Here is a 20,322-nt window from a genome sequence, read left to right on the forward strand (position 1 = left end):
CTAAACGCAGTTGAAGGGGACAGATAAAACTTTACCTTCTCCTATCCATCTTAACGATAGTTGAGGACTGATGACTGGATTACTGTTTACTTTTCCCGGTCTCGCAGGATTTTTAGGGCAAAAAAGCAAAAAACTGGGATTATTAATTAAATAGCGTTGCCAGAGACGACCAGGTTCTTGTAACAAACGATAGAGCCATTCTAAGCCGATTTTCATCACCCAACCGGGTGCTTGAGACAGTTCACCTTCCCTGGGGGGGAAATTAAATCACGAAAACACTGCCTTGGGGATGCCGAAAAAGCAGCCGGAAAATGTCAAGAGAAATTCACTTTTCTAAGCGGAGATTAGCGCCGCTGCTATCGGTGCGATAAACCCAAGTTTTTTGGTTATCAGTCAAAATGATTCGCCATCCTGCCACCAGTGCTTGAGTACATAATTCTCCCGGTTTAGCTAATCCTAAACAACCATCGGGCCAAGTTTGTCGTTGTGCTGCTTGAATTTGCAAGCGATTAACGGCTATCTTGGTTTTCTGACTCAAATCTTGACGGGCGGCCTCGATTACCGAATTAGGTGGATCAGGAGATGCTAAACTAGGTTGTACCAAGAGGAGAGAAAGCAGACTCCCTAAGATTAAAATAGCAGTTGCTCCTTGAACGATTCTCGTTGTACCGATTGGTCTTGGCCGGTTCTGGCTAAAATTCTTTCTAGATATCATATTTAGTTCTGTCTCTTTTCTGGGAGTGATAGTCTGATCAAATCTTCCTGTTTATTATCAGTGTAACTGAAACTATGTTCCCTCTCTGGTTTTCGAGTCCATCGGTGTTTTCTCAAGAAAATTCCATCGTCCAAGTTCCTTCTCCTGAACCGGCGGTTGAAATCTCTCCCTCCAATTCGCCTTGGCTTTATAGCACAATTGCCTTAACTATTGCTCTGATCGGTTTAATTATTTACGGCAAATTCCAAATAGAACAGATCAAAAAAGAAGTTAGGATTGAACAATTTAAAAGTAAAGAGTTTAAAAAAAAGTTGAAGTTAGCACTTCATACCATCAAAAAAATGGAAACCGACCCCGATCTTGTCTATTCTAGGGTATTTAATCTCGATTATTTGCGGATGAGGATGGATGAGGCGGGTTTTCGTTCCGTCATTGTTAACCAGATTAAGATGAAGGTAACTAACTTAATCGGCGAAGCTTTAAGACCAAATACAGCCAAAAATGCTGGAGGAATTGTCGGTGCAGGAAGACAGATTAATGAAACTTTTGATGTCACCTACGAAGTGGAAGCACAGGAAGGAAAATGGAATAAAGGGGTTTTATTTCGGATTCAGATTGAACTGACAAAACTGCCCACCCAAACCAGTTCCACTACCGTTAACGAGATTATTAATTGTATAGAAACCTTTCTTTCTGCGGACTCAGATCAAGCTAATTGGCAACCAACTATTCATGGACAAATAGTTTTAATGAGTTGGGATGAAAAAGCGAAACCGACTCCTTTATTGGTATTAGAACAATCAAAAGAAGGAATCAATGTCACTTTTCGTTCCCATCCCCTGAAAACTGGCATCCCTTTAAGTGGCGATAGCGATTAAAATAGATGAGGATGAACTATCTTAGATGGATGGGCTTATGTTGTCTTTTTTCCTCCGTTGGTTGATTACCGCCGTCTCTTTATTGATTACAGCGCAAATAGTACCAGGTATAGAAATTAAAAATTTTACCGTGGCTTTGATTGCTGCTGTCGCTTTGGGTTTAATTAATGCTATTATTAGACCCCTGTTGATTCTTTTTACCCTGCCTTTAACTATTTTGACCCTAGGGTTATTTATTTTTGTGGTTAATGCTATTTCCTTTTCTTTAGCCTCCTATTTTATCCGTGGTTTTGAGGTAGAATCATTTTTTGCTGCTTTATTCGGTTCGATCGTGGTTTCGATCGTTTCAGGAGTTTTAAATAGCATTTTCGGTGACTAAATTGGGCAATAATTCGGTTTTTAACAACAGCTTGGCTTACTCTGATTGATTAATTCCTAATGTGGAGACGTTGATTATAACAACGTCTCTCTATTTTTTTTGTATGAGTAAATATCTACTGATTTGCCAGTGCTTTGGTCGTTAAAAATCAGGAAAATTTAATCCCAAGATTTCCATCTCAAGCAGCCAGATCAAGTTCAATTACTGTTAAAATCACCCTACACCTTGATAACTAAAAATCGATGAACCAATTAAACTTAGAAGTTGCGGGAAAAAAAGAACGTTTAGATGCTTGGATGGGGTCACAATTGCCCGATTTATCGAGATCGAGGCTGCAAAAACTGATAGAACAGGGATATATACAGTTAAATGGTCAAATTTGCACTAATAAAAATACTAAAGTTGCTCAAGGCGATCGCCTAAAGATTACCATTCCCGACAGTCAACCCCTGCAATTAACCGCCGAGGTGATCGATCTTGATATTCTTTACGAAGACGACTATCTGATTATTATCAATAAACCTGCCGATTTAGTGGTTCATCCGGCCCCCGGCCACGAATCGGGAACCTTGGTCAACGCTTTACTACATCACTGCCCCAATTTAGCCGGAATCGGTGGAATTCAACGCCCTGGCATAGTTCACCGCCTAGATAAGGATACCACGGGTGCGATCGTTATTGCCAAAACCGACCAGGCCCATCAACACCTACAGGCACAATTAAAAACCAAAACTGCCCGCCGGGAATACATAGCCCTTGTCCACGGTGTCCCCAAAAGCGAAACAGGTACAATTGATCTGCCGATCGGTCGTCACCGCGGTGATCGCCAAAAGATGGCTATTATTGCCGTGGAAAAAGGCGGTAGAAATGCCGTCACTCACTGGCAAGTCAAGGAAAGACTAGGCAACTACACCTTAATGGAATTTCGCCTAGAAACTGGCAGAACTCATCAAATTCGCGTTCATAGCAGCCATATCGGTCATCCGATTCTTGGGGATCCCCTCTATAGTTCGGGTCGTTCCATCGGGATTAATCTACCTGGGCAATTACTTCACGCCCATCGTTTAATTTTAATACATCCGGTCACGGGAGAGAGCCTAGAAGCGATCGCTCCCTTACCCGCTATTTTCCCGAAAGTTTTAGCTATTTTACGGCAGAGAAACCCCTAGCGTACAAATTGCGGCATAATCTCCGCTGCGGTCCATAATCCGTAGATACCGCGACGATGCAGGGAAACCCCCGCTTTCAGATAACCGAAAGCTGGCCCGCAGACATTAGCTGCCATACTGGTTTCATCACCTAAAGTGAAGGTATGGGTGGAAATTTTGCCTTCAAAAGTCCGCCCCGTGACTTTAACATTGGTACTTAAGGGCTTTTTCGGGTTGCGCGTATCCACCACACCCCCGACGGAAACCCGATCGCGTCCACAGATTCCAGCCAATTCCAGCATAATATCGTCCGCGTGTTCCATATTTTCGAGGCTGAGAATGCCATTGGTTTTATTTAACAGCATTTCCACTTCTGCGTCACTCATCTGGCGGGCTGTTTCTGGGTCGTAACCGGGTAAATGGGCGATATCTTCGCGAATAGTGGCACGATAAGCCTCCCAGTTGGCAATTCCCACGCCAAAGGTAATTTTAACGCTATGAATCTCTGCATAACTCTGGGCAGCTAGGGCGGCAGCTGCAGTTAATAGTCCGGGGGTAGCGCCGCAGCCGGTCATGTAGGTGATGCCGGCGGCTTCTAGGTCTGCTTGTAGTGCTAAGATTTGTTCCATGGCGCTGGTGCGTTTGAGGGCATCGACTAAAACCCCGCGCCAACCTAAGCGAATGAAGGTTTTAGCGATATCGGCCATGAAATTGTTAGGTAAATTCGGTAAGGCGAGGAAATAACCTTCTACGTCGGCAGTTTTGATTAATTCCTCGATACTGTTCTGGCTGAGACTGCCATAATTTTCCAGATAACCGATCGAACCCCGGTCATGATAAATTTTGTTACAGGTATTGACATCTAGACCGTCTTTATGGTATGCAAAACCAGCTTTATCGGCGGCGGCAGTCCAGAGCATTTCCTGTTTGGGGGCGAGAATTCTAGCGGCAGCCTGTCCCAAACCACCAAAACCTAAAACACCGATCCGAAGGCGATCGCTGGCTATTTGTTTATTCATATTTGTTCTGATTCCTATAGACAAACTTCTATGATCTCGGCGGTCGTGGTTCGCCGTTGCATCTCCTTTATTTTCAATTTATCGCTTCAGGTCGTCTTTTTTGTGTAGTTTTGTTAAATTATGCCTCCTGGGTCAAGGTTCGCCCTTGACGATGAAGAAAAGTTACGGGAAACTTACAAAAAATGAAAGTGGTTGGCTGAGATAATATAAAGTTTTGCTAAAATTTTAACCAGATTGCTACGATTAGCAAACTATCGTAAATTAAAACGATAGGGAGCTTTGCAAACCCCAGATCACGCCGAGAAGACCTATGAGCATGGAAAGCCTAGAGTTTATCATCTATCCCGATGGTCGCGTCATGGAAAAGGTGACAGGCATAGTCGGTTCGTCTTGTCAAGAGGTGACGGCGGCGATCGAGGCACAACTCGGGCAGCTGATGTCTCAGGAGAAAACCTCGGATTATTACCATCAAACCGTCAGCCAGTCAGAGAAAGTCAGCAACGCAGCCACTTTTAGCGACTGGTAATTTTTCATCTTTCCCAATCCCTTTATTTAAGCCACTGAAAAACCATGTCACACTTTAGCAATATCAAAACCAAAATCCGCGATCTATCCTACCTAAAAGCCGCCCTGAGCGATATGGGGATGGAATGGAAAGAGGGTTCCCACCCCGTCAAAGGTTATCAAGGTCAAACTTTAAGCGCAGAGGTGGTAATCGAGCAAGATAACAATTACGATATCGGTTTTCGCTGGAATGGTAACGAGTACGAGTTAGTTGCCGATTTACAATACTGGCAACAACCCCTAACCGTAGAAGGATTTTTAAGAAAAGTAAATCAAGGTTATGCCTACCACACCATTCTGGCAGAAACTGCTAAACAGGGTTTTCAGGTGGCAGCACAGGAAAAAAATACTGATGGTTCCATTCGTCTAGTGGTACAACGTTGGAGTGCCTAATGGCTGATTTTTCTCCCGAACGCTCTGGTTTTGAACCAGAGTTAGGGGGATTCCTAAGAGATTCCCCCGATCGCACCGGTTTTGAACCAGAATTGGGCGGTTTACTGCGCCAGAAAGCGGTTTACGTCGATGAGGTCACTTGTATTGGTTGTAAACACTGCGCCCACGTTGCCCCCAATACCTTTTTTATTGAAGGTGAATACGGTCGCTCTCGCGTCTATAATCAGGACGGTGACGAAGAAGAAATTATTCAAGAAGCGATCGAGACTTGTCCGGTTAACTGTATTCACTGGGTTAATTATAATCAGTTGTCGTCCCTTGAGGAAGAACGCAAACATCAAGTGATTAAACAGTTAGGTTTTCCTCAGATTCACAAGAAATTTAGCCCCGCAGATTTAGATATCTAGGGTGGATAGGTGCATCCTCATCCACCTATTATTTCCTAGCAGTCATGTTTGTTAAGTAAAGAGCGACTATGTACGTTTTAATTGGTGGGGCGGGAATGGTGGGGCTAGGTTTAGCCCAACAACTTTTAGACTTGGGACACACCGTCGCCATCGTTGATGTGGATCCTTTAGCTTGTCGGTTTGCCCGGGAAAAAATCGGTGTCATGGCCTTTGAGGGGAGTGCTGTCAGCACAAAAGTTCTGCTAGAGGCGGGGATTCGACAAGCTAACGCGGTTGTTGCCGCCCTGAGGGACGATGCCATGAATCTAGCCCTAGTCACCCTGTCTAGAAGTTATGGCATTTCCCATATTGTGGTGAGAATGTGCGATCGCGAATTTCTCGAGGCCTATCGTCTTGCTGGAGCTAGTCACATCATCAGCACGATTGATTTAGCCGTTGCCACCATGGCCAATGCGATCGAATACCCCGAAGTAGAATCGATGATGCACTTTGAACAGGGACAAGTGGAGGTGCTAAAGCTGCCCGTCCCCAAGGATTGTTATGTAGCTGGGCGTACCGTTGCCCAAATCGCTCAAGATGCCAACTTTCCGACCGGTTCGCTGATTATTGGCTATCAGTGTCATCCTTCCGCCAGTTTAGAGATTCCCAACGGCAATACCGTCCTAGAAGCAGGCTCAACTATTCTCGTGGTCACTCGTCCGGAATTCGTCAAACCTATGATCGATTACCTCGGCATTCAAACTAATCATCGTCCAACGATAGAAGTTTCTCATCCAAACCTTTAACGTAGAATTGTACTAAATCTTCTGGTACAATGCGTTTGCGAAGTGCATCGCTCAAGGCTGCTTTCTCAGCGAGGAACAATCGTCGTCGAATGGCATCTAACTGACTGTTGTTAGGCTCCTTTTGCCCCGATCGAGACTGATTATAAGCATCCCGCAGCACCCGTTCCGATACCGCCACTTTTGCCTGATAAGATGCCCACAGTTCTTCGTACACTGCTTTCGGTAAAACGCCGGATTTCAGTAAATTGGCTAACTCATCTTGTGCCGCTTTCGACGCGATCAACTGCAGCTGCAACTGGCCAATCTCCTGGGTTACTGCCGAAACCTGACTAATATTGAGCTTTTTAATTAACCAGGGTAAGGCTAATCCTTGGATAACCAGAGAAAATAACACAGCCCCAAAGACTAGCTCGATGATCAATTCCCTCCCTGTTAGAGTCAAAGGAATGGCAACCGCTAGGGCCATGGAGAGGGAACCCTTGATGTTGCCCAAAATCAGAATATGTTGCCAGCGTAAGGGGATTGGTCGATCGATCCAGCGAAGTACCGATAGTAAAGAATACACTGACAGAATACGCCCCAATTGATAAGCCAAAATGACCAGCACAATCGATGGCAAGGTTTGCCATAGGGTCAAGGGGTTGATTTCAATGCCAATAAGCAGAAAAATAAAGGTATTGACGATAAAACCGGCATATTCCCAAAAACTGATCAGGGTAATGCGATCGGATGCAGAGGCGCTGCGAGGCAGCCCCAAGTTACCAAAGACAAGTCCGGCAATAACTACCGCCACCGCTCCCGATACACCCAAAAACTGCCCGAGTTGAAAAGCTCCCAAGGCAAGTGCAACGGTAAGCAAAAGGCTACTCAGCGGATCCCGTAAGCGCACATAGATGGGCAGACACAGGTAGCCTAGGACAGCGCCCACTAATCCCCCACCCAGAGCAACGATCAACACTTCCTCGATGACTTGTGTGGTGCTGATGGTTCCGGTTGCGTAAATCACCAAGAGCAAATTAAAGGTGACAAGTGCGGCTGCATCATTAAATAGTGTTTCCCCTTCTACAATAGTCGAGAGCCTAGAGGGAACCCGAATTTCTTTAAAGACAGCAATGATCGAGACAGTATCGGTATTTGCTAGAATCACTCCCACCAGTAAGGCGGGAATCCAATCTAGCCCCAGCCCAAATTTTACCAGAACTGCAATAATCGCCGCAGAAAAAACCGAGCCGGGACCTGCGAGCAGTGCGATCGGTTTAAAGGTACTGCGAAGACGGCTGATATCCGTATTAATCGCCGCTTCAAAAATCAGAATCGGCAGAAAAAGGTTAAGCACTAAAAACGGATCTAAGCCAATACGACGGGATAACAGATCGGTAATCGGTAATCCTGCTAACACCAAACCTGCCACATAGGAAATGCGTAATCGCTGGGTTACTAGGGCCACGGCAGTGGCAATCAGTAGCAGCAGGATTAAGATAAGAACCAGTTCAGGAATGTCTCCCACCGTTTGGCTGTTCACAGCAGAACTGCTATCCAAGGATTTTTGTTGTGCTGCCCAGGCTACTAATAATTCTCCCCTCATAAGACGATATTCTCGGTTTTACCAAGAATTAAGAACTTGGCTATTTTTATAATATAAGGGAGGTTATGGCAGTTACAGCCTTTCTCAGAAAGATGAGGTTAGTTATTGTAGCTAAAATACTTGATGAGTAAGGATTAGTCTGTACTTCATCTCTAGGAGAAAGAATGAGAAATTTTCTATTTACCCGGTGATTGCTGTGGGGAGGGGAAAGTTAGAGGCAATCGGGGCAAAATGATAAGTATTTTATATACAAACATCTTCAATACTTAAAAATATTTAAATTTACAATTGGTAATATTTATTTTTACTCAAGAATTTATTGAGAATAATTTCTATTTATTTACGAGGTGACAATACTTCCAGCGATTTTGGTATAATTTCGAATTATGCTATGGTGGTTTTTTCTGTGCTTTTTTGGACTTCTCAAGGTCTAGCTTGCCTTGAAACCATTGCTAAATCTAGACTTTCCCTTTTAGCCAAACCAAACACTTTCGCCAATTATCCCTTTTTTCCCTAACAACGTTAATCTAATTTTTGTGTAGTTTTGTTGCAAAGTCAAATTTTTTTTGACAAAATGCCTAAATTGTGGTAAAGAGATAGATTGTTGATAGGTGGCAATTCACACCGAGGCAATCAATAATTAGGAGAAAGTTGGCGAATTTAACCGAAAATTGGGAAGATTCAGAATAATTAGCCGAAGAACTGGATAATATCTTGGAGGAGAGAACCTGATGGATTATCTCTTTGATAGCGATGCTATTGCAGAAAAATCAGCGATAAAAACCCTTTTTACCGATCTAGCCCAGCTCTAACGCCTGGGAAGATCAGAAAAATCCCAATTGAGCCGAAATTAGCTTAATCAAAAAATATGCTATAATCAGAATGTAAGCACAAGGGGCCGTAACGGTTTCGACAGGTTAGCGAAAGCTCCCCCGTGATACAGGTCGAGAGTGAGTCTCCTCTCGTAAATCAAAGGCTCAAACAAAAAGTAAATGCGAACAACATCGTTCCTTTCGCTCGTAAAGCCGCTCCTGTAGCTGCCTAATAGTCTCTAATCGACTCGAGCATTCATAGTTTGACTCCGTTAAGGACTATGGATCAACCCCCAACGGATGCCACGTTTAACTTTCTCTAGTTAGTTAACCGTCTAAGCTTTAACTAGAGCATCCCACTGTCCGGGATAAGTGACAGTCCCCGTTTCGAGGGTAATCGAAACTAAACCTGTGAATGAACGGACAGTCAATACCTAATTTGGACAGCAGTTCGACTCTGCTCGGCTCCATTGATTAGTTTAATGAAAAACCTTCTCTCCCGCATGGACGGGGTACAAACACCGATCATTCCCGTGGTCGGTCAATTAATTAAAGCGAACCCGGGTACTATTTCCCTAGGTCAAGGGATTGTTTCCTATGATCCACCCCGGCAGGCGATCGAATGTATTTCTTTATTTTTAGCTAATCCCAAAAATCATCAATATCAATCTGTGGCAGGAATTCCCTCCTTATTAAGGGTAATTCGGGAAAAACTAGCCGAAGATAATCAGATAGAAATCAGCGATAAACAGGCAATTTTTGTGACGGCGGGCAGTAATATGGCTTTTATGAATGCTATTTTAGCCATTACTTCCCCAGGGGATGAAATTATTCTCAACACGCCCTTTTATTTCAATCATGAAATGGCCATAAAAATGGCTGATTGTCAAGGGATTTTGGTCGCCACAGACAAAAATTATCAATTGCGTCCAGCCGCCATTGAAGAGGCAATCACGGAAAAAACTAAGGCAGTGGTGACGATTTCTCCTAATAACCCCACGGGAGTAGTTTATCCAGAAAATACCCTAAGAGAAGTCAATCGAATCTGTCAAAAAAAGGGCATCTATCACATTCATGATGAGGCTTATGAGTATTTTACCTATAACCATGCCCGCCACTTTTCCTCGGCGGCAATTGTTGGCAGTGAATCCTGGACTATTTCCTTATTTAGTCTCTCAAAAGCCTACGGTTTTGCCGGTTGGCGGATTGGTTATATGGTAGTACCAGAACATTTATCTGAGGCGATTAATAAGATTCAGGATACCATTTTAATCTGTCCGCCGGTGGTTTCGCAATACGCGGCACTAGGGGCATTACAGGTGGGTAAAAGCTATCCTTTAGAACAGTTAAAAACCATCAGTCAAGTTAGAGAAATTTGCCTGAATGCTCTCGAATCAATCGGCGATATCTGTGATGTTGCCACTGCGGAAGGGGCTTTTTATTTCTTCCTGAAAATTACCACGGACAAGAATGATTTTCAGTTAGTTAAAAGTTTAATTGAGCAGCAGCGGGTGGCGGTGTTACCCGGTTCAACTTTTGGGATAACAGAGGGCTGTTATTTGCGTCTTGCCTACGGTGCTTTATCTCCAGAAACAGCTTTAGCGGCAGTAGAAAGATTGGTGAAGGGACTGCGTTATTTTAGTCAGTGATTTTCAAGAATAAATACTGGTTTTCTTTCTTGGTTTTTACTTTACCACAGCCTTTCTCCTAAAGATAAGGACTCCCTAAAACCAGAGAGTTTGTACCTCACTATTAAGATAAATGCTATAGGATAACCTCTGGTTCTATCTTTTGGGCTATTCTTAGTTTAGCCGAACGAGAACGAGGATTTTTAGCCTGTTCTTCCCGGCTGGGGATAATCGGCTTTTTCGTGATAATTTTCAAGGAATTATCTTCGCGAAAGCCATACTTGATCAGACGATCTTCTAGACTATGAAAACTGATCATAGCGATAATTCCCCCGGATTTTAGCCAGTGGGGGGCTTGATTTAACAATTTTTGCAGAGAATCTAATTCTTGATTAACAGCGATGCGTAGGGATTGAAAAACCCGCGTTGCCGGATGAATACGTCCATAACGGTAACTAGCGGGGACAGAACTAGCGATGACAGCTGCTAATTCAGTGGTGGTAGTAAAAGGACGTTTTTGGACGATCGAGCGAGCAATAGGACGAGATAAACGTTCTTCTCCGTATTGATAAAAAAGATCCGCTAATTCTTTTTCCTGCCAATGGTTAATAATATCGGCTGCCGTCAGGGATTGACAGCGATCCATGCGCATATCTAAGGCTGCCGTGTGGCGAAAACTAAAGCCGCGCTCGCTCTGATCGAATTGGGGAGAACTGACTCCTAAATCGGCGATAATGCCATCAAAACTGCTATTTTGTCCGTCATAATCGGCGAAGTTCCCCCACCAGAGGGTTAAACGGCTATCTAGATAGGGGGCGAGACTAATTTTAGCGGCTTCTAGGGCGCTTTGATCGCGATCGATGGCGGTTACTGTGGTTTCGGGATGGGCTTCTAAAAGCAAGCGGCTGTGTCCACCACCGCCTAGGGTAAGATCGAGATAATGCCCCCCGGGTTGAATATTTAAACCCGCGATTAATTCTTGACTCAAAACGGAAATATGGGGAAAATCTTGATTCATTTGTACTTGTCACTTCCTGAAAATGGCGATTTACCCTAAAAATAACTGATAGGCCCGGTTTTGACTTTCATCCCAATAGCGATAGCCGAGAGTATCGAGAAAAGCTTGCCATTGATTCATTTCATCGGGGGGGACCTGTATGCCCACGACGATGCGCCCGTAATCGGCCCCGTTATTGCGATAATGGAAAACGCTGATATTCCAGTGGGGACTCATGGAGGCGACAAATTTCATTAAAGCCCCCGGTCGTTCGGGAAACTCGAAGCGATAAAATAATTCATGATCGGCTAAATGCGATCGCCCTCCCACCATGTGGCGCAGATGCAATTTAGTTAATTCGTCATCGCTAATATCGAGGGTTTTAAAGCCGCAAGCTTCAAAACTCTCGGATAATTTCTTGGCATCGCTGCGATTTTCGATCTGGGCGCCGACAAAAATATGCGCTTCTTTTTCATCGGCAATGCGATAACTAAATTCGGTTAAATTGCGTTTGCCGACACATTCGCAAAAACGGCGTAAACTGCCCGGTTGTTCGGGAATAGTCACAGCATACAACGCCTCGCGCCGTTCCCCTAATTCCGCCCTTTCCGCCACAAACCGCAGACGATCAAAGTTCATATTCGCCCCACAAGCCACAGCAACGAGCGTTTTATTCTCAATTCCTTCTCTTTCTACATAAGCTTTCGCTCCTGCTACCGCTAACGCCCCCGCAGGTTCTAAAATCGAGCGTGTATCTTGAAAAACATCCTTAATCGCCGCACAGATATCATCCGTATCCACGAGGATAATCTCATCCACATACTGCTGACAGAGACGAAAAGTCTCCTCTCCCACCTCGCGCACCGCCACCCCATCGGCAAATAATCCCACCTGGGACAAACGCACCCGATAACCGGCTTTTAGGGATTGATTCATCGCGTCTGAGTCCACAGGTTCCACCCCGATAATTTTAATTTCTGGGCGTAAACGCTTGACATAGGCTGCAATACCTGATATTAGCCCACCGCCACCAATAGCAACAAAAATCGCCTCGATCGGTTGCTGATATTGTCGTAAAATTTCCATACCGATCGTACCCTGGCCGGCGATTACCTCCGGGTCATCGAAGGGATGGATAAAAGTTAAGCCTTTTTCCGCTTCTAATTGCCGCGCATAGGTGTAGGCATCATCGTAGGTGTCACCGTACAGGACGACAATTCCCCCCCGGGCTTTTACCGCGTCGATTTTGACTTGGGGAGTGGTGACAGGCATAACGATAATCGCTTGGGTTCCCAATTGCCGCGCCCCCAAAGCGACTCCCTGGGCATGATTTCCCGCCGAAGCAGCAATTACGCCTTTTTGTAACAAATCTCTTGACAAATGCGCCATTTTGTTGTATGCGCCGCGCAGTTTAAAAGAGAAAACCGACTGCATATCCTCGCGCTTGAGTAAAAGCTGATTGTGCAAGCGTTGGGAGAGATTGGGGGCAAGTTCCAAGGGGGTTTCTTGGGCGACATCGTAAACGCGTGCGGTGAGGATTTGAACCAGGTAATCGCAGTACATTATTCTTTTTTGGCGGTGGGGATTGGCGAGTCAGGCTAGGATCCAGAATAGATCATCGTCTGTCCGGTTAGCAATAAAGAGCGATAAGCCTTGAATCAGTTATCAGCTTCTGAAGGCAAGAGGCAAGGGGCAAAAGACAGAATCTGACAATTCTCCTACCTAAAAAGAAGGTTAGAAACTAAGCACATCAAAGCTTTTAGCTTAACCAATTAGGTCTTAGATTCGGTCGAGTTATCAGTGATCAGTGATCAGATGCGAGTTATCAGTTCACTGATTACTGTTTACTGAACACTGAAAAAAGCTCCCCGCTACCCTGAAGCTGGATGAATATTCAACAAAGACTCGATCACAGAATTAACCACAGCTGCTACGCAGGAAATCGCCACACTATTACCCGTTAATTTTCGCATAGTTTGATAACTGCCGACAATTTGATAATCATCGGGAAAACCTTGTAAACGTAGCATTTCTCTTTCTGTTAAACGTCTTTTCCCATCCACTAACAAATAATTATAGGATGCTCCTGCTCGCAAGGCACAGGAATAGGGATAAGCACTGACATTACCTCCTTTATTTTCGTGCCAGATAGTCGGTTCACTATAAGGTTTTTTTCCCTCTCTTTTCAGAAGGCGACTTTTTTGAATTTTTTCGGAAGCATAATAAAAATCCGAAACATTTTCCTCTAATATTTCCGTTAAACTTGTTCTAGATAAAGCTGGTTTTGGCCAGATAAAACGCCGCGCTTCTCGGAAACCAACGATAAAAATCCGTTCCCGTTTTTGCGGTAAACCAAAATTAAGAGCATTCAAAACCCGATAATCGGTATAGTAATCTAAATCTTGCAGAGTATCGAGAATAACTTCTAAGGTTTTTCCCTGTTGATGTCCCTGCAATTGCTTGACATTTTCCAGAATAAATGCTGCGGGTTGTTTGACTTTTAAAATACGGGCAATCTCAAAAAATAGCGTGCCTCTGGTATCTTCAAATCCTTTTAAATCACCACAAATACTAAAGGGTTGACAGGGAAATCCCGCCATTAAAATATCATGATTGGGAATATCTAGGGCAGCAATTTCGGTAATATCTCCTTGAGGTTGTTCGCCAAAATTAGCGTGATAAATTGACCGAGCATCTTTATCTATATCACAGGAAAAAACACAATCAGATTCTAAGTTTTTTTTGCAACAAACTTGTTCAATCGCAACTCGAAACCCTCCTAAACCACAAAAGAGGTCAATAAAACGAATTTTTTTACTATCTTTCAGGAGATTCATCGATAGTTGAGATTGTAGCGATAGGGATATTCTCTTTGATTTTAACTTATTCAACTTTTTCAAATTCAGCAATGGGAATCTGGACGGCAATCGGCTTTTGATCCTTGTCTAATAAATAGTTTTTGGTGATTTTTAGCATTGGAGTTTCCCCTAAAAGTTCTCTAGATTATTATTGATAAGCTGAATCGTGATCGGAATAGGTATATCGGTTGGTAGAGAAAAGATAAGCAACTGACAAATAAAGATAGCAGTATCTTTCTATCAAGGAAAAGTTTTGTAAATTTCTCTACGATGTGCGACCCGTTGACAGATGATGGTTTGATTGGGTTTATCAATAGTCAGGCCAATCCTATAATCTGCAACTCTAATTTTATATTTATCTTTATGTCCTTTCATTTTATCGAGATAGCCTAATTCAAAAGGATTGTCAGTTTCTAACTCGGAAAATACGATCAACTCAATACGAGATTGTATGTCTTTTGGCAAAGAGGTTAATTCTTTTAAAAATCTCTTGTTGTATTCAACTTTCCACATTTTTATTTTTAAGCAACTCTAAATATTGTAAGGCTTTTTCTTTGTCTAGGATTTGATCATTTTCAACTTCTTCGATGAGTTTTCCTAGTCCGTAATCCTCTAGGATTTCTTCGATTTTTTCAAATTCAGCAATGGAAATCTGAACGGCAATCGGCTTTTGATCTTTGTCTAATACATAGCTTTTGTTAATTTCTAGCATTTGGTTTTCCCTAAAAGTTCTCTAGATTATTATTGATAAGCTGAATCGTGATCGGAATGTAAAGAAAGTATTCGTAAATAATCACCTTCTCTAGCAGCAATTGCTCTACATTTTTGCGTGATTCTAAAACTGTACAAGTTTTCTCCTTTTTGACCTTTTTTAGAATTAATCTTCTCCCATTTTAATCCTTGATCTTGATATAACTGCTCCCAAGTTAGTTGAGAAATTTTCCTGAAAGTTTTCAGAGCGGATGATGCTTCACTTTTGGGTAAATTGAATAAATCTCGCTGAAAAATCGGGTTGTTCAGATCAAGTAAAACCTTACTCATTATTTTCAAGTTTGCTCTCTAGGGATTCTAGATCTGATAACTGCGGTGGATGATTGGCATTCCATGTCAGAGCTTGATCTAATTTTTCTCGAAAAGGCGATCGATTTATCCAGTCTTCGTTTACGGGAGAGCGATCGAGTAAATTTTGATAAAACTCATTCCACAGTTGACCCCATTCTTTTAGATCGATAACAACTGCTGTTTTTTTTCCTGTTTCATCGACAATATACTGAATACCTTTCATGATTTAAATTGTTGTGAGATGGATATTAATTAATAACTATATTTTAATCGATTCACGAGAAGATATGGATTTGACAATTTTATCCCGTTCCCATGTTCTACCAGGGAACGCTCCCTTCAGTTTCTACCTGAATACTGGTTTAAGGCAGAGCCTTAGATATGGTGTTCCAAGGCAGAGCCTCGAAATAAGAAATCATGCCGAAGTGAAGCTAACGATATAATCGGATACAGCCCAAGCTGCATAATTAAGAGCCTGACGAATATCTTCCTCCTCTAACTCTGGATAAGCCTCTAAGACTTCCTGAATAGATAACTGACTAGCCAACAGTTTCAGAACAAATCCCACAGTGATACGCATTCCTCGAATCGTTGGCTGTCCAAGACATATTTGTGGATTAACAGTAATACGGTCTAGCTCTTTAATCACTGTGGAACTCCTGAGATAAACTCCTCTTATATTGTTACATACAGCAATGAATTGTTATCGCTTTAACTCTTGTGTCGGCAATGAATTGGCAATTAATCAGAAATTAATATAAGCAATTATTGTAGGTTGGGTTGAGCGAAACAATACTGGGTCGAAAATGGCTCAATTTGATTGTTTAAGCGAAACCCAACAACTCCAAAGGTTACTCTTTGTTGGGTTTCCTTGCGTCAACCCAACCTACGAGGCTGTAACCTTTATATGTTACATTTTACGGGTCTCGACGCGAGAGAAGCCGCTTTACACCGTGAAATAAAAGATAGATTCCTATCGTCCCTCCGATTAACCCACTAACATAAGCCACCCACCACAACAACTCCATCAATGCATCCCAAAACCCATGAAAAAACCCATGAAAAAACCCCAAATCCCACAACCACACCCCCCCAACCCCCAAAAGAAAACAAAACCCTAACAAGATCAACACACAAAACAACTCGTACAACCTCACGTAAACCGACCCCAAACTCTCATACGAGGCGTCATCAAAAGGGAGGTGTCCTAGGGGTGCTTTTAGGTCAAAAGTGACTTGTCCGTAAGTTATCCATAGCCAATTCTCTCGCCAGCCTACTCTATCTCCGAAAGCGTTCCAGACCTTCCATACTCCCTCCCGCGTCCCGCCGAGGTCGCGATAGATCTTCGCCTGCACGGAAAACCCGAAGCGACCGTTACTATATTTCACCCATAATTGGTCAATGGTTCGCAAATCCTCACAGGGAAAATTATCGATATCCCATACCCGTCGCCATCCTTTTTTTGTGCGGTCAGCCTGTAGCATCACTCTCGTGGTTTCTTCGTTCGCTTCTTTCCATTGCTGCCGTTTTAATAAATCTTCTAGCCTCCGATAATCGATTCCTTTTGCACTTTTAAGCTGAATAGATGGGGGAGTTTGGGGAACGGAAATAACGGGATTAACAGGCTTTTGAATAGTTGTCTGGGGTATAGAGACTGATGTTTTTATCTGCAAAGCTTGCAACACTTCCGACGCTGATTGATAGCGTCTTTTCGTACCAAACTTGATTAATTTATCCAGAATATTCCCTAACTCATTACTAACGGGATTATTAACCAACCGATGTCGCCATACCCATTGGTGTTCCCCCCCATCGAATAAATCAAAGGGAGATATTCCAGTTAATAAATAAAGGCAAGTTACACCCAAACTATACAAATCACTGGCATTAACTGCCTTGCCATTTCCCTGTTCTGGGGCAATATATTCGGCAGAACCGATAATTGTTCCCGTCATGGAACGATTTAAAGGACTGACAAATTTTGCCGCACCAAAGTCCACTAAAATCAATTTATTATCGCTTTTTCTGCGAATAATATTTTCGGGTTTAATGTCGCGATGAATTACTTGTTTACTATGAATAAATTCTAGAATCGGTAAAATCTCTGACAAAAGATGTTTAATTTTGGCTTCGTTAAATACTCCTTCCTGTTTTAATTCTTGTTCGAGATTTTGTCCTTCGATATATTCCTGGACGAGATATTGTCGCCCATCATTACCGGTAAAATAGGCGTAAAGTTCGGGGATTTGTGGGTATCTTCCCAAACTATCTAAACGAATCGCTTCTTCTTTAAATAATTCTGCTGCTTTTTGTAAAGTTCCTGTTCCCTGCGCTGACGGGAAAAATTGTTTAATCACACAATAGGGTTTTGAGGGTTTATCTTCATCTATCGCTTGAAATGTCTTACCAAAACCCCCTTGACCGATTAATTTTAGCGCTCGATAACGTTCTCTGAGCAGTAATTGAGAACCGCACTTATGACAGAATTTATCCGTGGGGGTGTTTTGGTGCGAACAATCGGGATTGAGACAGAGACTCATAGCCGTTTGACAAGTGTGGGAAGATTAACACTTATTATACTAAATCCGTTGAGTAACGCACAGAAAACGGGTTTCTCGGAGAAACCCGTTTTCTGCTCATGCACTCATGCAAAAGGGGGAATAAATAATCAGTCTTTAAGTAGGTAGGCGTTAAAAATTATCAGACACCACCCTTATCAAGGGGGGACTAAGGGTAGGGTTGATTCATGAATCAACCCTACTATGAATCAAACCTAGTACTAAGGGGCGATCAAACTTAATAACCAGATTTACTATTATACAAAAAGAAAGCAAGCTAGAGCGACTCTAGTAGGCAAATTTTCTCTGATAATTGGTTAAAAATATCGATAAAAATAGGTGAGTTAGCAAAGCGTAACCCACCCGATATCTATTTGCGGTTTTAAACCGTTTCTACCAAGGGACGGGTTAACTTATCCAACTGTTGGGTTAACAGACTCAGGAATAAACCCACATCGGTGACGATACCGACGGATTCTACGGAACCTCGATCGCTTAATTTTGTCACCACGGCCGGGTTAATATCAACACAGACCATTTTTACCCCCGCCGGTGTCATATTGCCCACACCGATGGAATGGAGCATACTAGAGAGCATGAGAATCATGTCTGCACCCTGAATTAAGCGGCAATATTCTTCCTGTGCTTTAATTAAATCCATCTCCGTATCCGGAAGCGGACCATCATCGCGAATTGAACCGGCCAAACTGAAGGGGACATTATTCTTGACGCATTCATACATTACGCCTTTTGTCAATACCCCGGCCGATACAGCTTTGGCGATGTTGCCGTGGCGACGGATGAGGTTGATAATCTTGAGGTGGTGACGATGGCCCCCGCGCACGGGGATGCCTTTCTGCATATCTACCCCTAAAGAAGTACCCATGATCGCCTGTTCCATATCGTGAACTGCGATCGCATTTCCCCCCAGTAAAGCGTGAACGTAACCATCGCGGATTAAACGGGAGAGATGTTGCGCTCCTCCGGTGTGAATGACCACCGGACCTGCTGTTACTACCACTTTACCGCCCTGGTCGCGAATTTGGCGCATTTCCCAGGCAATCTGCTCCACGGTTAACTCGACTCGGCGCTCGCTGGAAACCCCCGCACCCATAAAGGTAAATTCCTGGGTGCTGTTGCGTTGTTCCCTGGATTCCGCCTGTCGGATAGTACGGATGCCCTCAACTCCCACCATAACGCGATCGCCAGCTTTTAAATCCCGCAGCAGAGTACATTTTGCCGTTTTGCCTTCTGGACTTTCAGTGACGACGATGGCTGCATCCATGCGTTGATTTTCCACCCGCACCCATTCACAGCTAACCCGCACTTCCGTGGGATAGATGGTGCTGACATAAAAATCATCGGGAGCGACCCCATCTTGTGCCACCACTGCGGTATTGACATCACAGATTTCTTGAGGACGAGCGGCTGCACCGAGGTCGATCAATTGTACCATGATCTCCTCCATTACCTCGTGAGAGGGTGCAGAAACCCGCACTTCGGCCGAGGAGGTACTTTGGCGCTCAATCCCTAAGGTGAAGTTTAATACCTTGAAGCTGCCCCCATTTCCTACCACAACATCGAGAGCTTTATTCATAATTCCCGCGTCAAGCAGATGACCTTCTAACTGGAGAATGCGACTTTCAATGGTGACATTAGCGTGATGGTCTGGAATTAAGGGTTCCGTGGTACGCAGGGTTAAACATTTAGCGGCTCCTCCTGCTTTTAAGAACTCCGTCAGGGTAGTTTGTACCACTTCAAAACCTTTTGCCGCTAACTTATATTGTAAATCGTCACTAATTTTATTCATGACGATTACTTGACCGATATTCACAGCATTACAAGCAAAGTTGACTGCATCGGATTCTTCAACGATAATGCGTTTTTCTTCGGGAATTTTTAACTCAATTAATCGATTAGAATAGGCATCAAAAGCATCGGGATAGTAGAGTAGATAACCGCCACTAAGGGGACAAAAACAGGTATCGAGGTGATAGAAACGTTCATCGATTAAACGTAGGGATAAAACCTCGATATCGAGCCATTTAGCGATTAAAGGGTGGGAATCTAACTCAGTTCTGAAGCCATATCCTGCCCATAACCAACGTCCTTCCCGATCTAATAGTGCGTCTCCTGCACCTTCAAAGGGTAAATCTTTGGGCAGTTCGTGAACCGTAAAACCGTTATCTTCAAACCACTGTTTAAAATAGGGTTCTTCTCCCTGTCTTTCTTTGTGTAAAAAGCGACTGAGAACTACAGTTTTTTCCAGAACTAAACCTGCATTAGCGGTAAAAACCATGTCGGGCCAGCCTTTTTCTGGTGTGACTAAATCCACGAGCGCCCGATCTTTGAGAATATGATAAAGCTGCTGCCATTGTTGCCTAGCTTTTTCTTGGGAAGATTTGTGAATGTTGCCCTCCATCCAAGGATTAATCACATAATCAACATCGTAATGATCGGGAGAACACATCAAAAAGCGAATAGTTTCAGTCATATTTTTTGACAATGAATATTCAGTATAAGTAGTCTGGAGA

Annotated in this window: 22 protein-coding genes, 1 other RNA gene and 1 pseudogene; 9 read left to right on the forward strand and 15 right to left on the reverse strand. The window is 43.3% G+C overall.

Going from position 1 to position 20,322, the window contains the following annotated elements; genetic code table 11:
• Positions 1-240, reverse strand: a complete 240-nt coding sequence (locus MiAbW_RS12245; protein WP_274596530.1) for a WecB/TagA/CpsF family glycosyltransferase — start codon at positions 238-240, stop codon at positions 1-3.
• Positions 241-325: 85 nt separating this feature from the next.
• On the reverse strand, positions 326-715 hold the full coding sequence (locus MiAbW_RS12250; RefSeq protein ID WP_151696348.1) for a hypothetical protein: 390 nt from the start codon (positions 713-715) through the stop codon (positions 326-328).
• A 74-nt stretch (positions 716-789) separates the two neighbouring features.
• On the opposite strand from MiAbW_RS12250, the gene MiAbW_RS20115 reads away from it, so the two are divergent.
• The 3 genes from MiAbW_RS20115 to MiAbW_RS12265 all read left to right on the forward strand — a co-directional run bounded on the left by MiAbW_RS20115 (position 790) and on the right by MiAbW_RS12265 (position 3,141).
• Positions 790-1,593 carry a hypothetical protein gene (locus MiAbW_RS20115; protein ID WP_238707272.1) on the forward strand — a complete coding sequence of 268 codons (804 nt, stop codon included), beginning with the start codon at positions 790-792 and terminating at the stop codon, positions 1,591-1,593.
• Between the two features lie 37 nt (positions 1,594-1,630).
• Complete coding sequence (locus tag MiAbW_RS12260; protein WP_151696349.1) at positions 1,631-1,972, forward strand: phage holin family protein; 342 nt, start codon at positions 1,631-1,633, stop codon at positions 1,970-1,972.
• 242 nt (positions 1,973-2,214) lie between these two features.
• Positions 2,215-3,141: an RluA family pseudouridine synthase gene (locus MiAbW_RS12265; RefSeq protein ID WP_151696350.1), complete on the forward strand. Its 927-nt coding sequence runs from the start codon at positions 2,215-2,217 to the stop codon at positions 3,139-3,141.
• On the opposite strand, the gene bioU is transcribed toward MiAbW_RS12265, so the two are convergent.
• Positions 3,138-4,139 carry a (S)-8-amino-7-oxononanoate synthase BioU gene (gene bioU / locus MiAbW_RS12270; protein WP_151696351.1) on the reverse strand — a complete coding sequence of 334 codons (1,002 nt, stop codon included), beginning with the start codon at positions 4,137-4,139 and terminating at the stop codon, positions 3,138-3,140. The genes MiAbW_RS12265 and bioU overlap by 4 nt on opposite strands.
• A 310-nt stretch (positions 4,140-4,449) precedes the next feature.
• On the opposite strand from bioU, the gene MiAbW_RS12275 reads away from it, so the two are divergent.
• The 4 genes from MiAbW_RS12275 to MiAbW_RS12290 all read left to right on the forward strand — a co-directional run bounded on the left by MiAbW_RS12275 (position 4,450) and on the right by MiAbW_RS12290 (position 6,288).
• Positions 4,450-4,665 (forward strand): DUF2997 domain-containing protein, encoded by a 216-nt coding sequence (locus MiAbW_RS12275; RefSeq protein ID WP_002752708.1) that lies wholly within the window; start codon positions 4,450-4,452, stop codon positions 4,663-4,665.
• A gap of 44 nt (positions 4,666-4,709) precedes the next feature.
• A complete protein-coding gene (locus MiAbW_RS12280) occupies positions 4,710-5,096 on the forward strand; it encodes a DUF1257 domain-containing protein (RefSeq protein WP_002731926.1) in 387 nt (128 codons plus the stop codon).
• Positions 5,096-5,503, forward strand: a complete 408-nt coding sequence (locus MiAbW_RS12285) for a ferredoxin (RefSeq protein ID WP_002747586.1) — start codon at positions 5,096-5,098, stop codon at positions 5,501-5,503. The genes MiAbW_RS12280 and MiAbW_RS12285 overlap by 1 nt, the downstream gene beginning before the upstream one ends.
• A gap of 68 nt (positions 5,504-5,571) precedes the next feature.
• Positions 5,572-6,288 carry a potassium channel family protein gene (locus tag MiAbW_RS12290; RefSeq protein WP_151696352.1) on the forward strand — a complete coding sequence of 239 codons (717 nt, stop codon included), beginning with the start codon at positions 5,572-5,574 and terminating at the stop codon, positions 6,286-6,288.
• Here the strand turns inward: MiAbW_RS12290 and MiAbW_RS12295 are convergent.
• Positions 6,245-7,873, reverse strand: coding sequence for a cation:proton antiporter (locus MiAbW_RS12295; protein WP_151696353.1), 1,629 nt, complete (start codon positions 7,871-7,873; stop codon positions 6,245-6,247). The genes MiAbW_RS12290 and MiAbW_RS12295 overlap by 44 nt on opposite strands.
• An 894-nt stretch (positions 7,874-8,767) precedes the next feature.
• On the opposite strand from MiAbW_RS12295, the gene ssrA reads away from it, so the two are divergent.
• Positions 8,768-9,158: a transfer-messenger RNA gene (ssrA, locus tag MiAbW_RS12305) on the forward strand.
• A gap of 9 nt (positions 9,159-9,167) precedes the next feature.
• Positions 9,168-10,334, forward strand: coding sequence for a pyridoxal phosphate-dependent aminotransferase (locus MiAbW_RS12310; protein WP_151696355.1), 1,167 nt, complete (start codon positions 9,168-9,170; stop codon positions 10,332-10,334).
• Positions 10,335-10,449: 115 nt separating this feature from the next.
• Here MiAbW_RS12310 and rsmH read toward each other — a convergent pair whose 3' ends face one another.
• From rsmH to argZ, 11 genes and pseudogenes are all read right to left on the reverse strand, one after another.
• Entirely contained in the window at positions 10,450-11,331 is an 882-nt protein-coding gene (gene rsmH / locus MiAbW_RS12315; protein ID WP_151696356.1) for a 16S rRNA (cytosine(1402)-N(4))-methyltransferase RsmH, read from the reverse strand.
• A 30-nt stretch (positions 11,332-11,361) separates the two neighbouring features.
• A complete protein-coding gene (ilvA, locus tag MiAbW_RS12320; RefSeq protein ID WP_151696357.1) occupies positions 11,362-12,873 on the reverse strand; it encodes a threonine ammonia-lyase, biosynthetic in 1,512 nt (503 codons plus the stop codon).
• 308 nt (positions 12,874-13,181) lie between these two features.
• Positions 13,182-14,147, reverse strand: a complete 966-nt coding sequence (locus MiAbW_RS12325) for a DNA cytosine methyltransferase (protein WP_151696358.1) — start codon at positions 14,145-14,147, stop codon at positions 13,182-13,184.
• 49 nt (positions 14,148-14,196) lie between these two features.
• A pseudogene (locus tag MiAbW_RS20775) lies at positions 14,197-14,286 on the reverse strand (hypothetical protein); the annotation flags it as partial.
• A 122-nt stretch (positions 14,287-14,408) separates the two neighbouring features.
• Entirely contained in the window at positions 14,409-14,681 is a 273-nt protein-coding gene (locus MiAbW_RS12330) for a type II toxin-antitoxin system RelE family toxin (RefSeq protein WP_061433426.1), read from the reverse strand.
• The gene (locus tag MiAbW_RS12335; protein ID WP_151696359.1) at positions 14,668-14,880 is read right to left on the reverse strand and encodes a hypothetical protein; all 213 of its coding nucleotides are present in this window, start codon (positions 14,878-14,880) and stop codon (positions 14,668-14,670) included. The genes MiAbW_RS12330 and MiAbW_RS12335 overlap by 14 nt, the downstream gene beginning before the upstream one ends.
• 29 nt (positions 14,881-14,909) lie before the next feature.
• Entirely contained in the window at positions 14,910-15,209 is a 300-nt protein-coding gene (locus tag MiAbW_RS12340; protein ID WP_002769520.1) for a hypothetical protein, read from the reverse strand.
• The gene (locus tag MiAbW_RS12345) at positions 15,202-15,453 is read right to left on the reverse strand and encodes a hypothetical protein (RefSeq protein ID WP_151696360.1); all 252 of its coding nucleotides are present in this window, start codon (positions 15,451-15,453) and stop codon (positions 15,202-15,204) included. The genes MiAbW_RS12340 and MiAbW_RS12345 overlap by 8 nt, the downstream gene beginning before the upstream one ends.
• A gap of 192 nt (positions 15,454-15,645) precedes the next feature.
• Positions 15,646-15,879 carry a DUF433 domain-containing protein gene (locus tag MiAbW_RS12350; RefSeq protein ID WP_002775448.1) on the reverse strand — a complete coding sequence of 78 codons (234 nt, stop codon included), beginning with the start codon at positions 15,877-15,879 and terminating at the stop codon, positions 15,646-15,648.
• Positions 15,880-16,147: 268 nt separating this feature from the next.
• Entirely contained in the window at positions 16,148-17,770 is a 1,623-nt protein-coding gene (locus MiAbW_RS12355) for a GUN4 domain-containing protein (protein WP_238707273.1), read from the reverse strand.
• 400 nt (positions 17,771-18,170) lie between these two features.
• On the reverse strand, positions 18,171-20,282 hold the full coding sequence (argZ, locus tag MiAbW_RS12360; protein ID WP_151696361.1) for a bifunctional arginine dihydrolase/ornithine cyclodeaminase: 2,112 nt from the start codon (positions 20,280-20,282) through the stop codon (positions 18,171-18,173).
• Positions 20,283-20,322: the final 40 nt, after the last annotated feature.

Origin of the sequence: Microcystis aeruginosa NIES-4325, from assembly GCF_008974145.1 — a bacterium.
GTDB classification, from domain to species: domain Bacteria; phylum Cyanobacteriota; class Cyanobacteriia; order Cyanobacteriales; family Microcystaceae; genus Microcystis; species Microcystis aeruginosa_G.

Coding starts and splice junctions, on each gene's coding strand:
- MiAbW_RS12250 (WP_151696348.1), bottom strand. CDS start 715: ATGATATCTAGAAAGAATTTTAGCCAGAACCGGCCAAGACCAATCGGT.
- MiAbW_RS20115 (WP_238707272.1), top strand. CDS start 790: ATGTTCCCTCTCTGGTTTTCGAGTCCATCGGTGTTTTCTCAAGAAAAT.
- MiAbW_RS12260 (WP_151696349.1), top strand. CDS start 1,631: ATGTTGTCTTTTTTCCTCCGTTGGTTGATTACCGCCGTCTCTTTATTG.
- MiAbW_RS12265 (WP_151696350.1), top strand. CDS start 2,215: ATGAACCAATTAAACTTAGAAGTTGCGGGAAAAAAAGAACGTTTAGAT.
- bioU (WP_151696351.1), bottom strand. CDS start 4,139: ATGAATAAACAAATAGCCAGCGATCGCCTTCGGATCGGTGTTTTAGGT.
- MiAbW_RS12275 (WP_002752708.1), top strand. CDS start 4,450: ATGAGCATGGAAAGCCTAGAGTTTATCATCTATCCCGATGGTCGCGTC.
- MiAbW_RS12280 (WP_002731926.1), top strand. CDS start 4,710: ATGTCACACTTTAGCAATATCAAAACCAAAATCCGCGATCTATCCTAC.
- MiAbW_RS12285 (WP_002747586.1), top strand. CDS start 5,096: ATGGCTGATTTTTCTCCCGAACGCTCTGGTTTTGAACCAGAGTTAGGG.
- MiAbW_RS12290 (WP_151696352.1), top strand. CDS start 5,572: ATGTACGTTTTAATTGGTGGGGCGGGAATGGTGGGGCTAGGTTTAGCC.
- MiAbW_RS12295 (WP_151696353.1), bottom strand. CDS start 7,873: ATGAGGGGAGAATTATTAGTAGCCTGGGCAGCACAACAAAAATCCTTG.
- MiAbW_RS12310 (WP_151696355.1), top strand. CDS start 9,168: ATGAAAAACCTTCTCTCCCGCATGGACGGGGTACAAACACCGATCATT.
- rsmH (WP_151696356.1), bottom strand. CDS start 11,331: ATGAATCAAGATTTTCCCCATATTTCCGTTTTGAGTCAAGAATTAATC.
- ilvA (WP_151696357.1), bottom strand. CDS start 12,873: ATGTACTGCGATTACCTGGTTCAAATCCTCACCGCACGCGTTTACGAT.
- MiAbW_RS12325 (WP_151696358.1), bottom strand. CDS start 14,147: ATGAATCTCCTGAAAGATAGTAAAAAAATTCGTTTTATTGACCTCTTT.
- MiAbW_RS12330 (WP_061433426.1), bottom strand. CDS start 14,681: ATGTGGAAAGTTGAATACAACAAGAGATTTTTAAAAGAATTAACCTCT.
- MiAbW_RS12335 (WP_151696359.1), bottom strand. CDS start 14,880: ATGCTAGAAATTAACAAAAGCTATGTATTAGACAAAGATCAAAAGCCG.
- MiAbW_RS12340 (WP_002769520.1), bottom strand. CDS start 15,209: ATGAGTAAGGTTTTACTTGATCTGAACAACCCGATTTTTCAGCGAGAT.
- MiAbW_RS12345 (WP_151696360.1), bottom strand. CDS start 15,453: ATGAAAGGTATTCAGTATATTGTCGATGAAACAGGAAAAAAAACAGCA.
- MiAbW_RS12355 (WP_238707273.1), bottom strand. CDS start 17,770: ATGAGTCTCTGTCTCAATCCCGATTGTTCGCACCAAAACACCCCCACG.
- argZ (WP_151696361.1), bottom strand. CDS start 20,282: ATGACTGAAACTATTCGCTTTTTGATGTGTTCTCCCGATCATTACGAT.